Origin of the sequence: Pontibacter sp. MBLB2868, from assembly GCF_051904785.1 — a bacterium.
Classification (GTDB): domain Bacteria; phylum Bacteroidota; class Bacteroidia; order Cytophagales; family Hymenobacteraceae; genus Pontibacter.
The window spans coordinates 3,215,910-3,229,871 of record NZ_CP196710.1 but is presented as its reverse complement, the minus strand read 5'-3'; the positions used below and the strand labels follow the sequence as shown (position 1 = coordinate 3,229,871).

The 13,962-nt window shown below is 41.5% G+C and carries 7 protein-coding genes; 3 read left to right on the top strand and 4 right to left on the bottom strand.

Annotation, left to right across the window (positions count from 1 at the left end; translation table 11 throughout):
• Positions 1-30: 30 nt before the first annotated feature.
• Entirely contained in the window at positions 31-3,285 is a 3,255-nt protein-coding gene (locus ACSX1A_RS13785) for a TonB-dependent receptor (RefSeq protein WP_439880224.1), read from the bottom strand.
• Positions 3,286-4,341: 1,056 nt separating this feature from the next.
• Here ACSX1A_RS13785 and ACSX1A_RS13780 point away from each other — a divergent pair.
• Positions 4,342-6,930, top strand: a complete 2,589-nt coding sequence (locus ACSX1A_RS13780) for a TonB-dependent receptor (protein WP_439880223.1) — start codon at positions 4,342-4,344, stop codon at positions 6,928-6,930.
• Between the two features lie 11 nt (positions 6,931-6,941).
• Positions 6,942-8,105: a hypothetical protein gene (locus ACSX1A_RS13775; RefSeq protein WP_439880222.1), complete on the top strand. Its 1,164-nt coding sequence runs from the start codon at positions 6,942-6,944 to the stop codon at positions 8,103-8,105.
• Positions 8,106-8,176: 71 nt separating this feature from the next.
• Here ACSX1A_RS13775 and ACSX1A_RS13770 read toward each other — a convergent pair whose 3' ends face one another.
• Positions 8,177-11,362 (bottom strand): TonB-dependent receptor, encoded by a 3,186-nt coding sequence (locus ACSX1A_RS13770; protein ID WP_439880221.1) that lies wholly within the window; start codon positions 11,360-11,362, stop codon positions 8,177-8,179.
• A gap of 99 nt (positions 11,363-11,461) precedes the next feature.
• On the bottom strand, positions 11,462-12,121 hold the full coding sequence (locus ACSX1A_RS13765) for a C40 family peptidase (protein ID WP_439880220.1): 660 nt from the start codon (positions 12,119-12,121) through the stop codon (positions 11,462-11,464).
• A gap of 74 nt (positions 12,122-12,195) precedes the next feature.
• On the opposite strand from ACSX1A_RS13765, the gene ACSX1A_RS13760 reads away from it, so the two are divergent.
• Positions 12,196-13,599, top strand: coding sequence for an FAD-binding oxidoreductase (locus ACSX1A_RS13760; RefSeq protein WP_439880219.1), 1,404 nt, complete (start codon positions 12,196-12,198; stop codon positions 13,597-13,599).
• Positions 13,600-13,680: 81 nt separating this feature from the next.
• Here the strand turns inward: ACSX1A_RS13760 and ACSX1A_RS13755 are convergent, their stop codons facing one another.
• Positions 13,681-13,938, bottom strand: a complete 258-nt coding sequence (locus ACSX1A_RS13755) for a hypothetical protein (RefSeq protein ID WP_439880218.1) — start codon at positions 13,936-13,938, stop codon at positions 13,681-13,683.
• Positions 13,939-13,962: the final 24 nt, after the last annotated feature.

Sequence of the window (13,962 nt, the reverse complement as noted above, 5' to 3'; positions counted from 1 at the left end):
CCCCTTTTTATGTAAAAGCTGTGGTTAAGCTTAGTTGAAGATATAACGGATACCAACCTGTGCTCTCCAGCGAGAGATATCACTAGTATTGTCACGGAAAGAATCAGTAAGTACTGTATTTGTGCTGGCATTCAAATATGGGAAAGCAATCATCGGTTTGCCATCTGCAGTATAACCGTTGAAGTTAAGTAAGCTGGTTCTGTTTGTAGTTTCTACAATACCCCAGTTCTTGTTAAGCATGTTTCCGAAGTTAAAGATATCAAAGCTTAACTGTAGGGTGTTTTTCTTACCACCAACATTAGTGAAAAGGTCTTGTAGTAAACGAACATCCATGCGTGTTGTCCAAGGAGTTTCAGCGCCGTTACGCTCAGCGTACTGTCCTCTTCTTGAGTTCAGGTAAGTATCCTGAGAAATATACGCGTCAAGCTGGTTCCAAAGTTCAGAAGCTTCACGTGTGTCGCTTGAGTTTGCAGGAACAAGGTTGATCTCGCTAGCATTTCTTGGGATGTAGATCAGGTCATTAGAAGTAAGACCGTCGCCGTTTATGTCGCCTGAGTAAGTATAAGAGAAACGGTTACCAGAAGAAGCCTCAAAGAAAGTTGAGATAGAAGTAGCCAAATGACCAATGTACTCTTTCTTGTAAGACAGTGCCAGTATAGCTCTGTGCTTCGTCAGGTAGTTAGAGTAAGAAAGAACGTTATCGTTAGGGTCACCAGCTACTTGTCTGTCTCTCCAGATAGAGTAAGCGATAGAACCACCGTCATTTACTGAACGTGCGTCAGAGTAAGTATAAGCTAAGCTTGCAAACAAACCGTTTGTAAAGCTCTTCTGTAACTGGCCAGTTAAAGTATAAGAGTAGCCTTTGTTTGTGTTATCCATCACAACTGCATCGCTCACATTTGAGTTGATACGGTTAACAGCTACTAATTTTCCTTTTACATAAACCGGATTCCCGTTTGCATCAACCTGGTAGTAGATATCACGGTTATCGGCTCCTTTAGCAGTACCAGTAGCGTTAGGCAAGTTGGCGTTACGATGATAAACAGAGTTTACATCTTTTGTATAGATCGCTTCCAGCGTTCCAACTATACCGAAAGGTAGCTGATGGTCAACAGCCAGGTTGCTGCGGAACACTTGCGGGAATTTAAAGTCACGAGAAGTAACAGCTAAGCCATAAGATGCTGCAGCAGCTCCTCCTTGAGGTATATTAGCAGTTACATCAGGGTTGAAAGGGTAATTCTGATTTTTGTCAGTGAAAGAACCGAATAAAACACCGTTGTTTGATGCCTGGTTAGAGATCCAAACAAAAGGTACGCGGCCAGTAAAGATACCTGTACCACCACGAACCTGAGTAGTAGCATCACCTTTTACATCCCAGTTAAAACCGAAGCGAGGAGACCAAAGCACTTTAGTGTCTGGCATTTTGTCCACGCTGATTTTCTCACCGTCACGGAAAGTCATGCCGTCTACAGCTGGGTTTGACAGTAAGTCAGTATTGAAGATTGGTAAGTCAGCACGAAGGCCAGCTGTTAATTTTAAATTGTTTGTAACAGCGTATTCGTCCTGAGCATAAAAACCAAGCTGCATAGCCTTGATAATGGCAAAAGGGAAACCACCTGGTACAGCAGAGTACTGTAACTGGTATTCTGTTGCTTTTGCAGTTCCGGTATTTACATCATCATAAAAATCCTGTAGGCTTGCATAACGGTAGCGACCATAATAGTTAGGTGCAAAACCATTCTTAAACTTATAAGCTTCGTTAGAAGTACCCAGAGTTATTACATGCTTTCCAGCAAAAATAGAGAAGTTGTCACTTAACTGGTAAACATCAGAATCTAAGACGTTGTTAGCTGAAAAAGGCTCATAACCAAATGCTGTTAAGCTTGATTTATTGCCATTTTCAATATCAACAAGTGGAAAAATACCTCCACGGCTCTCACGGAAATCACGGAAGCCAGTGTAACCCAGGATCAGGTTGTTAGCGAACTTGTTACCAAAACGGCTGCTCAACTCACCAATAAATGAGTTCAGGTTGTTGTTGATAACATAATTAGAAGACTTGAAAGGTAGCGAAGTAACACTTGGCTGACGGTTGTTTGCCGGTGCGCCAGAGTTAGAAGCTGGAATGTCTTTCCATGATTTCAGGTAATTGTACTTGAAAGAGAAAGTGTGGTTTTTGTTGATATTCCAGTCAATCTTAGTGTTCAGTTTATTGTTATAAGTCTCCATATTGTAGTTCTCAAAAGGACCAGTTTCGTAGTTGAACTTGTCTTTCAAGAACTTGCTTAGTTGCTCTAGCTGAGCAGCATCAGCTGCAGAAACGTTAGAGCCAGACAAACCTGGACGTGAAGCTATAAAGCTTGAACCTGGAGATGACTGTCTTTCCTGCTCGTAGTTTGCAAAGAAGAAGAGTTTGTTTTTGATGATTGGTCCGCCTAAACGAACACCACGCTGCGATAGCGAAAACTCTTGCTTTGGCATTTCAGTATCGCCTACTTTAAGGCCAACCAAATTTTCGTTACGGCCAAACATATACACAGAGCCTGTAAATTCGTTTGTACCTGAGCGAGTTACGGCATTAATGCCAGCTCCTGTAAAACCACCCTGGCGAACATCGTAAGGTGCAAGGTTTACCTGAATCTGCTCAATAGCATCCAAAGAAATAGGTTGTGCACTTGTCTGTGAACCTACGTTGGACTGCAGACCAAATGAGTTGTTAAATAGTGCACCATCAATAGTAGTGTTGTTGTAGCTACTGCTACGGCCAGCAAAAGAGTTTCCGTTTGCCTGTGGTGTAAGGCGAGTGAAATCCTGGATGCTACGGCTTAGAGTTGGCAATTTTTCGATTTGTTCACGTGCAACGTTTGTGGCAGCACCTGTACGGTCAATGTTTATAACATTGTCTTTCTTGCTTACAATCTCTACCTCTCCCAGATTTACGTTGCCTGAAGTTAATTTGAAATCCAGATTCAGTGCTTGTCCGAGCTTTAAGTAGATGTTTTCGGTACGCTGTTCCTGATAACCAACATAACTGGTTTTGATAGTGTAAGGTCCTCCTACACGCATGTTCTGGAAATTGTAACGACCATCTGCGTTCGTTCCAGCCACATATTGTGTATTGGTTGGTGTGTGAATTGCAACTACTGTTGCGCCTGGTAGTCCCATGCCGCTTTCATCGACAATCTTGCCGTTAAGCGCAGACGTGGTGCTACCTTGTGCCCAGCTGTACTGTACTGACAGTACCAGCGCTAGGGCTAGACATAATGCACTATAAAAATTTTTCATAAAGGGGTTGATTGATTTTGACGCAAAAGTAAGTCGGTATTTTCATTTAACAATCGCTTTCAATATTATTTATTTATTAACCTTCAGTGTGTAACCGTTTAAGCAAATGTAAGTGTAGAGAAAGGGTGTTTTGACTTGATATATAGTGTTTTGTAATCTAGTCTGGGATTTGCTTTGTATCATTTGTTATTGATTAAAAAGGTGTGAAAAAAAGCGGATTTTTTGCATTTGCATAGACGAATATTGGCAATTCTAAAATGCAATTTTAAAAGCAGTATTTTAAAATTGCATTTTAGAATTGCCGACTCGTTGTTTGGCAGCAGCGATGTGGAGTTAGATGCTGCTCAACTGTAAATGTTTGACCCATATAGAAAAGAATGGGTAAGTTGGATTAATATGCTTGTTTTGAAGACAGGCAGAAAGTGTGCTTCGCTTTTTTAACAGCTGAACTATAACGTTCAGTTTTAGATAAAATAAGTGGGGAGTAAAATGCTATTTATAACTTAATTAATAAATGAAAATCGGCTTTATAGTGCTCAATGTGACTTAAATTATATTTTGTGTATTTTATAAAGAAAAAAAAGATAATAAAATCAAGTTAAGAGTATATGGATAGTTGCAATATTTGCTGTGGGTTGTAAGTCTTGTATAACACAACATGTTAGTGAAAATTTATACTTCAACGGTGTAACATGAATTTTGTATTATAAATGTAATATGCAGATTGTCTGTTATTTAATAATTTTAAGTTGTCGTTTTTTTAGCGAATGCACTTCTAAAGTTTAGTTAATAAAGTAACTCATAAGCTGCAATATTCAAAAGTGAGAAATTGTATTTTATTGCATTGTTAGTATGTGAGGATTGGTCAGATGTTATTTGCAATTGATTGATAATCTTGTATATGGTGAAAAAAGAGGTGAAATGGCAGTTAAGTTTCTGTAACCTTTTTCGAAATGTTTTTATTCTTTTTTAATACGAAGTGTTGTGCTTTACTCACAGGAGGTTATATCTTTGCGCCAAATTAAATCAACCAACCAATCACTAATAGTATTTAAGATGAAGTACAATTTACTCAGTCTATTCCTGCTGATGCTATGTACTAGCTTAGCACCAAAGGATTTGTTCGCACAGGGGACTGTAAAAGGCAAAATTGTTGACGCAACAACAAAAGAACCTTTACCTGGCGCAACAGTGGTCCTTAAAGGCACAAACCAGGCTGTCCCAGCTTCTGCGGATGGTACCTTCACGATGAAAGTAGACGATGCGAATGCAAAGGCTATTTTAGTAAACTACATTGGATACATTCAGAAAGAAGTGTCTATTGCAGGTCTGAACGGAGTTAAGAACTTAGGTACTATAGCGTTATCTGCTACAGAAAATTCATTAAATGAAGTTCTTATTACTGCCAATAGCTATGCAATCGAAAGAGAAACGCCGGTAGCTATGTCTACAATTACAAGTGATATTATTGTTGAAAAAGCAGGTCAGCAGGAGTTTCCAGAGTTATTAAAATCTACTCCTGGTGTTTATGCTACTAAATCTGGTGGTGGCTACGGTGACTCCCGAATTAACCTTCGTGGATTCCAGAGTGCTAACATTGCTGTTATGATCAATGGTGTGCCTGTAAATGATATGGAAAGTGGTAAAGTTTACTGGTCTAACTGGGCTGGTTTAACAGATGTTACGAAGGCAATGCAGGTTCAGCGGGGTCTTGGTGCCTCTAAAGTAGCTGTACCTTCAGTAGGCGGTACTATTAACATTATCACTAAAACAACAGATGCTATAAAAGGCGGTTCTATCTATCAAGGCCTTGGTAGTAATGGTTACAGTAAAACAGCTTTCTCTTATTCAACTGGCTTAACTGAAAACGGTTGGGCATTTGCTGTATCAGGCTCTAAAACTGAAGGCGATGGTTGGGCAGAAGGTCTTAACTACGACGCTTACAGTTACTTCTTTAACGCTTCGAAGCTGATCAACGAAAAGCACACGATATCCCTAACTGGCTTTGGTGCACCACAGTATCACGCTCAGCGTTACGACCGCTTAACAATTCAGGAGTACAGAGATGCGCCACAGGGTCTTCGTTACAACCCGAACTGGGGCGTGCTTAACGGTGATTTTCAGACTATTAGCGGTAACTTTTACCACAAGCCCCAGATCTCCCTTAACCACTACTGGACAATAGACGAGACTTCATTCCTTTCAACTGCCGCTTATGTATCAGTTGGTACAGGTGGTAATGAATTCGATAACTCTCCATCTGCAGGCTTAGATTTTGAAAAGTACAGATTTGGTAATAACAAATACCAGCCAATTAATCTTGATGCAATTGTAGAAGAAAATGGTAATTCTGAAGATGGAAGAGCGCTTGGTTACCTGCAATCAAACAGAAATGACCACAGATGGTACGGTGTCCTGAGTACCTACCAAAAGTCACTAAGCCAGAACTTCAATCTGTTAGCAGGTGCTGACTTGAGGTACTACAAAGGTATCCACTTCAACTCAGTTAGAAATTTATTGGGTGGTCAGTATGTACTTGATAACGGAGACATCAACAACCCTAACAAAAAAGCTGACCAAGGCGATAAGATTGGTTTCTATAACGAAGGTATCGTGCTGTGGGAAGGTGGTTTCTTACAGGGTGAGTACAAAGCAGGTCCTTTAGCAGCCTTTGTTTCACTAGCAGGTTCAAATACATCGTATCAGCGTATCGATTACTTCAAGTACAAGAATGATGATCCGATGCAGAAGAGCGATAAAGTTAACTTCTTCGGATTCCAGACTAAAGGGGGGGCTAATTACAACCTTACTGAAAACCATAACTTGTTCGCAAATTTAGGATACTTTGAAAAAGCTCCTTTCTTCAACTCAGTGTTCTTAAATAATGAGAACGTTGTTAACAAGGAGGCTGTTCGTGAGAAGATTCTTAGCTACGAGCTGGGTTACGGTTATAGGACTGCAAAGCTATCTGCGAACGTAAACCTGTACAGAACTACCTGGAGAGACAGATCATTTACGAAATCATTCCAAGGACAAGACGGTTCAAGATATTTTGCAAACCTTCTGAACGTAGACGCACTTCATCAAGGTGTAGAAGTTGACTTTGCTTACAACCCTATCAAGACAGTTAGCTTAAAAGGTATGGTTTCTGTAGGAGACTGGACTTGGCTAAATGATCTTGGCGAAACTAAAGTTTTCGACGAGAATCAAGTAGAGGTAGGTAAAGTTCCAGCTGTTTACATGGCAGGCCAGAAAGTTGGTGACTCTCCACAGACAACTGCTGCTATTGGCTTGGATGTAAATGTTACAACTGAATTGAAGCTTGGTGTTGATTATAACTACTTCGCAAACTTCAATGCAGACTTCAACCCAACTGACCTTACAACTCCTGGTATGACTCCTTGGTCAGTTCCAGATTACTCTGTGTTCGATGCGAATGCTTCATTTAAATTTAAATTTGCAGGCCTGAATGGTACACTGTATGCCACTGTGAACAACCTGTTCAATACTGAGTACATTTCTGATGCTTTTGCAAGATTCGGTACTAGACCAGAAACTGGTGAAAAGTTCAATGATGTCACAAATACACAAGTATACTTCGGTAATGGTACAACCTGGACAACAGGCTTAAAAATTAACTTCTAATTGAAACTTAGATGAAAAAGATAATATATATACTATCAGCTCTTACGTTGATTTTCACAGCTTGTGATCCAATGGAAGACGTATATGATGAATTGGATAAAGTTGTTGCAGAGAAAAGCGATGAAACAGATGTTGTTACTACGCTATCTGCTGCAGATTATAAATTATTGAAGGATGTTCCGGCTTATATCACAACAAAGTTTTACTTTGCTACAGAAGATGAAGCAATTCAATACATCCCTACTATACTTGCAAAAAAGTACCCTCACTTAGGTAATGGTGCTGACGCTTTTGTAACATTTAATCAGCAGTTGTATCCAGGTATTACTACAACAGTTGCAGTTTCGACTAAATACACAGCTGTAGCAGAAGATTACGATGTAACAGGAGATGGAAAGTATGATAACTTTAACTCTTCTGATGATATGATTGAGTTTTTGAACTACAAATATCCAGATGCTCCTGAGAATCAATTAGTGATCTTTACGTTTGACTACTATCTAAATGGGAAAACAGTAACCGTAACCGATTCTTTCTACAAAAAAGATGGTACCTGGATAAACATCTACTATGTAACTCCAGAGGATTACGCATCTGTTGGTAAACGCTCTGATTTCAACTCTTCTGATAATGATGTTCTAGGAGAGTACTTCAACAAGTTCTTAACAAACAATGTGTTTGGTGCTGAAGTTGGTGATGTGCAGTACGTAAATTACGCATATTACAGTGGTGGTGTATCTCAGAAAGTTGCTGCTGTGGGTTTTGATGGTACAAAATGGACTATCGTAGATTCTGATGTAACGAAATCTGTAACACTTAAATTTAACAAAATTCAAAATGAGTGGAATGTTGACTTTACAGTTGATTATGCTCTGACTAATGCTGACTATGATTGGATTGGTGAGTTTAATACTAACCCAACTTATGGTACAGCAACAAATAGAGAAAATTTAGCCAAGTATAGCAGCTTTTACACTCAAACACAGGGCGATGACCGTTATTGGAGCCAAGATGAGATCATAAAAGCTCTTTTAGCTTTTGCAGAGCATCAATTCCCTAATCCTAAAAAAGGTGTAAAATATAGATTGAACTATAAAGTATATAGTGGTTCTACTGTCACCCTTTCTGTAGTTGTTCAAAAGAATAACTCTGGTCAGTATGAAGTTAAGAAGTAATTAGCTTTATCATAAAACAGAAGCGCCTCCCAGTATCCGGGAGGCGCTTCTGTTTTATAGCTACTGTAAACTTAATTGAAGATATACCTGAGGCCTAACTGTCCTCTCCACCTGGACGTGAAATCATTTACAAAGTATGGGTTTCCGTCAGATAGGCCCCTGCCAGTGTAGTTAAAGCGAGGAGTTGTGGTACCAGGTTCGTAGCCAACAAAGTCAATTGCCTGGAAAGCGTTAAAAGTAGCAGAATATTGTCTGCCCCAGTCTTTGTTGATGAGGTTGGTAAAGTTAAACACATCAAAAGTGATTTGTAACTTATGGGTATTCTCTGCCTGGCTCAGCTTAAACTCCTGTATGAGCCTCAAGTCCACTTGATTTGTCCAGGGCAAGCGGTCACCGTTGCGTTCCGCGTACTGCCCTCTTCTCGAACTTAGGTAGTCGTTATCTGAAATAAAAGCGTCCAAGGCCATCCATTGCTCTTCCGGAGTGAGTGAGCCGGGTACTATGTTGCCGCTGCGGTCTGTGATTGGTACAAGGTTTATCTCAGATGCATCTCTAGGTATATAAATGAGGTCATTGGTCCTTCCTGCATCGCTGTTAACATCGCCATTATAAATGTAAGAAAGCGGTAAGCCTGACTGTCCATTATAGAACGCTGATATAGTGGTGGAAGCGAATCCAAAATAATTAAGTGTATAAGATAGCGCCGCCACTACTCTTGAGCGGATATCATTATCAGCAAAAGCAGCATCTACATTATTAAGGCCGTTTACCTGGTTCACGTTTATCCAGTTGGAGCGCGCCTGGCTGGAGTTACCTGGGTTCACATCTTTAGCACGGGAGTAGGTATAGGCAACAGATCCTGAAAAACCGGACCCGATAAAGTTATTCTGTATCTGGCCGGTAAAACTATAAGCATACCCATCACTTGTATTAGTGAGGTAAATGATATCCTGGAAATTATTGCCTTGTATTCTACTGAAAACAGGTCTGTTATCTGCACCATTCAAGGTGCCGGTTTGCTCTAAATTGAGGTTCTGATAATAAATGTTATTTAAGTTCTTAGAGTAAATACCTTCTAAGGTGGCAATAAAGTTACCGCCTAGCCTTTGGTCTACGGCTGCATTTACTCTAAACAACTGTGGAAACTTGAAGTCTGGGTCGGTAATATTTATCTCAGCTGTCCTGTCAGATAGTCCCAGAGAGGAGGCATTAGGCTGAGCGGCAGGATCAGGCTCAAATCTTATTTGTGAGAGCGTAGGGCCGGAAGTAAGGGAGACGCTTCCGAGCAAGAGGCCTGTGTTGGTATACTGATTTGCAATCCAGACAAAAGGTGCTCTACCGGTAAATACACCCAAACCACCGCGTACCTGGGTGGAGCTGTTATCAAATACATCCCAGTTTATACCGAGCCTTGGAGAAACCATAAACTGAGCCCCTGGTGTTTTGTCAGTGGCAAGTCCGCGGTCAGCAAATGCCTCGTTGAACTCATCGTTGGCAGGAGGGTCATCATTGAATGTTGGTATATCCAATCGTATACCTGCTGTTAACTTCAGGTTTTTCATAACAGCATATTCATCCTGAGCATAAAACCCGAGCTGAAACGCTGTAAATTCAGCACCTTGTTGCCGGACATCCGTTCTGGAGTAATTCCTAAAAAAAGCCGATGGCGCTTCTTCTGCCGGAGTGCCAATAGCTTCGAAGGCATCTATGGAATTGTATTCATAGGCACCAAATTCTTGCCTGATAAACAGGTTAAAAGTTTTATAAAATTCGTTGTGTGTACCTAAAGTGATGGTGTGTTTACCTAAAAAGATGTTGAAATTATCAGTAACCGTAAATACGTCCTGGTCTAGCTGGTTCTGTACCGAAAACGGCTCACTACCCAGTGCTATCGTTCTACCGCCAGAGAGCCTTAGTGTAACACTAGGGAACGGATCTCCAACTATACCTCTATCATCACGAACCCGGGTGTAGCCAATAAGTGCTTCATTGGCGTACTGGTTGCCGAACTGGCTTCTAAGCTGTATAACACTTGAGTTTGTAGTGCTGGGGAAAAACTCAGCGTTGTTTGCAAAACGTAGTGCGTTAGGGCTTCTGCTGTTATCATAATTTTCTGCATGCACATAACTATGACGGACAGTTAATTGATGATTATTGGTGATGTTCCAATCCAGGCGAGCAAAAATCTTTTCACTTGTTGTTTTGTCTTCTATACTTCTGAAACTACCGGGGTCATAGCCCAAACGGTTAGCGACTGCTAACACCCTGTTAGCCTCCTCAACGGATATATTTGAACTTGGAGTTCCGGGCTCAAAAAGAAGAGGAGAGTTTCTGTTTGTCTTTTCGCCATTTAAAAAGAAGAAGAGGTTGTTTTTGATGATCGGTCCACCTACCCTGAACCCAGCCTGATAATCTCTGTATTCTGGTAGTTTTGTCCTTTCATCGTCAGGGCTTTTGCCAACGAAGTCTTCATTGTTAACAAAGTAATAAGCTGATCCTGTGAACTTGTTAGAGCCACTACGGGTAATGGCATTAATACCACCACCTGTAAAACCGCTCTGGCGAACATCAAAAGGGGCAATTACAACCTGAATTGCCTCAATTGCATCTAAAGAGATAGGTTGCACGCCGGTTTGTCCACCGTTTGTACCGGTGCTGGAAAGGCCAAATACATCGTTGTTTACAGTACCGTCTATAGAGAAGTTATTGAAGCGGTTATTTTGGCCCGCAAACGATATTCCTGAGCCAGCAGTGGATGCCTGAGGCGTAATACGGGTGAAATCCTGTAAACTTCTTGAAATGGTAGGCAATGCGTCAATTTGCTCGGTAGATACGTTTGTTGCCGCACCAGTCCGGTCAATACTGATCAGGTCATCTCTCTTGCTCACAACTTCTACTTCGCCCAGCGTCTGGCTGCTTGGGTTAAGCGAGAAATTTATTGTAAGGTTTTGACCAAGGCCCAGGTTAATGTTTTCAGTTACCTTATCCTGGTAGCCCACATACCTTACGGTTACGGTGTAGGGGCCGCCAACACGCATGTTCTGAAAGTTATAGCGTCCTTCGGTATTGGTACCCGCTGCATATTGTGTGTTTGTCGGAGTATGAACAGCGATGACAGTTGCTCCAGGTAGAGCTGTACCATCCTGATCTTGTACAACTCCGTTCATGGCGGCAGTCGTGGTTCCCTGTGCAGATACCATTTTTACTGGAAGCAAAAAGGTCAGGCACAGAAATAAAGTAGTGTAAAAAAGTTTCATAGTACTTATAACTAGTTGATTAACAATAGCTTTTACTAGCTTTTAAGTACGTATGTTATAGGTAATTAATGTTAGGAATATGTTAAATATAGAAGTTCCTTAATCGGCTAAAGAATATGTAGTACTGCCTAAGAAATTGTGGGGTCTTACGGCTTTTATGAAAATACGTTGGTAATAATCAGAGTATAAATTATTCTCTATTACGCCCAATGAAGTAGAGGCATGAATAAAACGGATCTCTTTATCGCTGATCACTTCCGTTACCATGCCTACATGGGTTATGTCGTTGCTGTTTCTGTTTGCCCCAAAGAAAACTAAATCACCTTCTTTGATGTTTTTGAGTTTTACTTCGCTGCCATACCTGCTTTGCTCGTTAGATGTACGGGGTAAAATGACATCAATGCTTTGAAAGGAAGTGCAAAGTAAGCCTGAGCAGTCCATCCCTGCTCGCGTTGTGCCTCCCCACCTATAGGGTGTGCCCGTATAAGACCGTGCAGCCTTTACGACTAACTCTACCTGCTTGTCCAGGTTGCGGGGAACACGGTGCTTTTTACCCTTCGAAGCAATAGTGTTCTGACTTTCCCCGTTTCTGCGGGCCAGGCGTTTGGCTTTGCGTTCCTGCCGCTTCGCCTCGGCAATTTCTCTGGCAGTTTTGTACTCTTCGCCATATTTGCTGAAAACTGGTTGAGATGACTGGCAGGAGGCCATTACAAGCAGGAAAAAGATAAATAAGGCGGAAGTAGTAAAATGTGTTTTCAAAGCGTAATTTAGAAAAGTAAGGGTATTAAAATATATCTACTTGCTAATTTACACATTAGCTCTCCTTTTTAAAAATGAAATTTAACTCAGTTACACCCCAGGTTATAGAGGAGCTCACTGCCATTGTTGGTTCAGCGTATGTGCTTCTACCCGCAGCTTCTGATGAGATGCTGCGCTATTCGCACGATGAAACCGAAGACCTGCGCTATGAACCTGAGATAGTCCTTAAACCAGCTAACGCGGAAGAGATAAGCCGTATTTTACAGTACTGCCATCAAAATTTTATTCCTGTAACACCACGAGGTGCGGGTACTGGCCTGAGTGGCGGCGCGCTTGCTGTGCATAAAGGGGTAGTGCTTTCTACTGAACGCCTCAATGCAATTATTCAGATTGATGAGCGTAACCTGCAGGCTACCGTGGAGCCGGGAGTAATTACCCAGGTCTTTCAGGAAGCAGTTATCGCCAAAGGACTTTTTTACCCGCCTGACCCATCAAGCAGGGGGAGCAGCTTTTTAGGAGGCAACCTGAGTGAGTCCAGTGGAGGCCCCAGGGCTGTAAAGTATGGCGTTACAAAAGATTATGTTTTAAATATTGAGATGGTGCTGCCTACCGGTGAAATTACCTGGACAGGTGCAAATGTGCTTAAAAATGCCACCGGGTATAACCTGACGCAGTTAATGATAGGCAGCGAAGGGACTCTGGGAGTGATTACAAAGATCGTTTTCAAGCTGATACCTTACCCTGGCCAGACGCTGGTAATGCTTGTGCCGTTCCGAGATGAGGAAGAGGCCTGTGCTGCTGTATCTCATATATTTAGAGCTGGCATAGTGCCATCGGCTTTAGAATTTATGGAACGGGACGCTATAGAGTGGACCAGCAGATACCTGAACCTCAACCTGAACTTACCTGAAGATATAAAGGCACATCTGTTAATAGAAATGGATGGCAAAGACATGGAGCTGTTGTTCAAGGATGCAGAGCAGGTATATGAAGTGCTTGAAACTTATGATGTGGGTGAGATTCTGGTAGCGGATAGTGAAAAACAAAAAGCTGAACTATGGCACTTGCGGCGTAACGTAGGGCATGCTGTCAAAAGTAACTCCGTGTATAAAGAGGAGGATACTGTAGTGCCGCGGGCCGAGTTGCCGAAGCTTTTGAAGGGAGTAAAGGAAATTGGCGAGAAGTATAATTTCAAATCAGTTTGTTATGGGCATGCTGGCGATGGCAATCTGCACATAAACATTGTGAAGGGTGATATGAGCGATGAAGACTGGAAGTACAAACTTCCGGAAGGTATAAGGGAGATCTTCAGGCTTTGTGTTGGTCTTGGCGGAACCATATCTGGGGAGCATGGTATAGGCCTGGTTCAAAAGCCTTATATTAACATTGCCTTAAATGAAGTGCAGCTGAAGTTAATGCGGGGAATTAAACAGCTCTTCGACCCAAATGGCATATTGAATCCGGGTAAAATATTTTAAAGCAAAAACAGGCGCGTATTGCCACAGCGCCTGTTCTATAAGGTGGGTTATTTTCACTTAAAGGTTTACTCATATACTTGCTTATTCTTTTTCTTTCTTGGGTTTTTGAGCATCTTCGGGCAGGTCGCTATATTTTTTTTCTGCCAGGTCCTGATCCAGGTTCCTGAGGTGTTGCCATGACCGCATTACATTTGTTGGCGATTCATTCAACTGCGACTTGTCTGAAGATAGTTTTGCTTGTTCCTTCATGTGTAAAAGCTCTTCCTGGGTCTGGTTCGCTTCTTCAGTAGTTTGGTAGGCTCGTAATATTGCCTCTTCTTTGGCCTTTTCTGTTTTCATAATAAAGCGGATTGTTAATGTGTT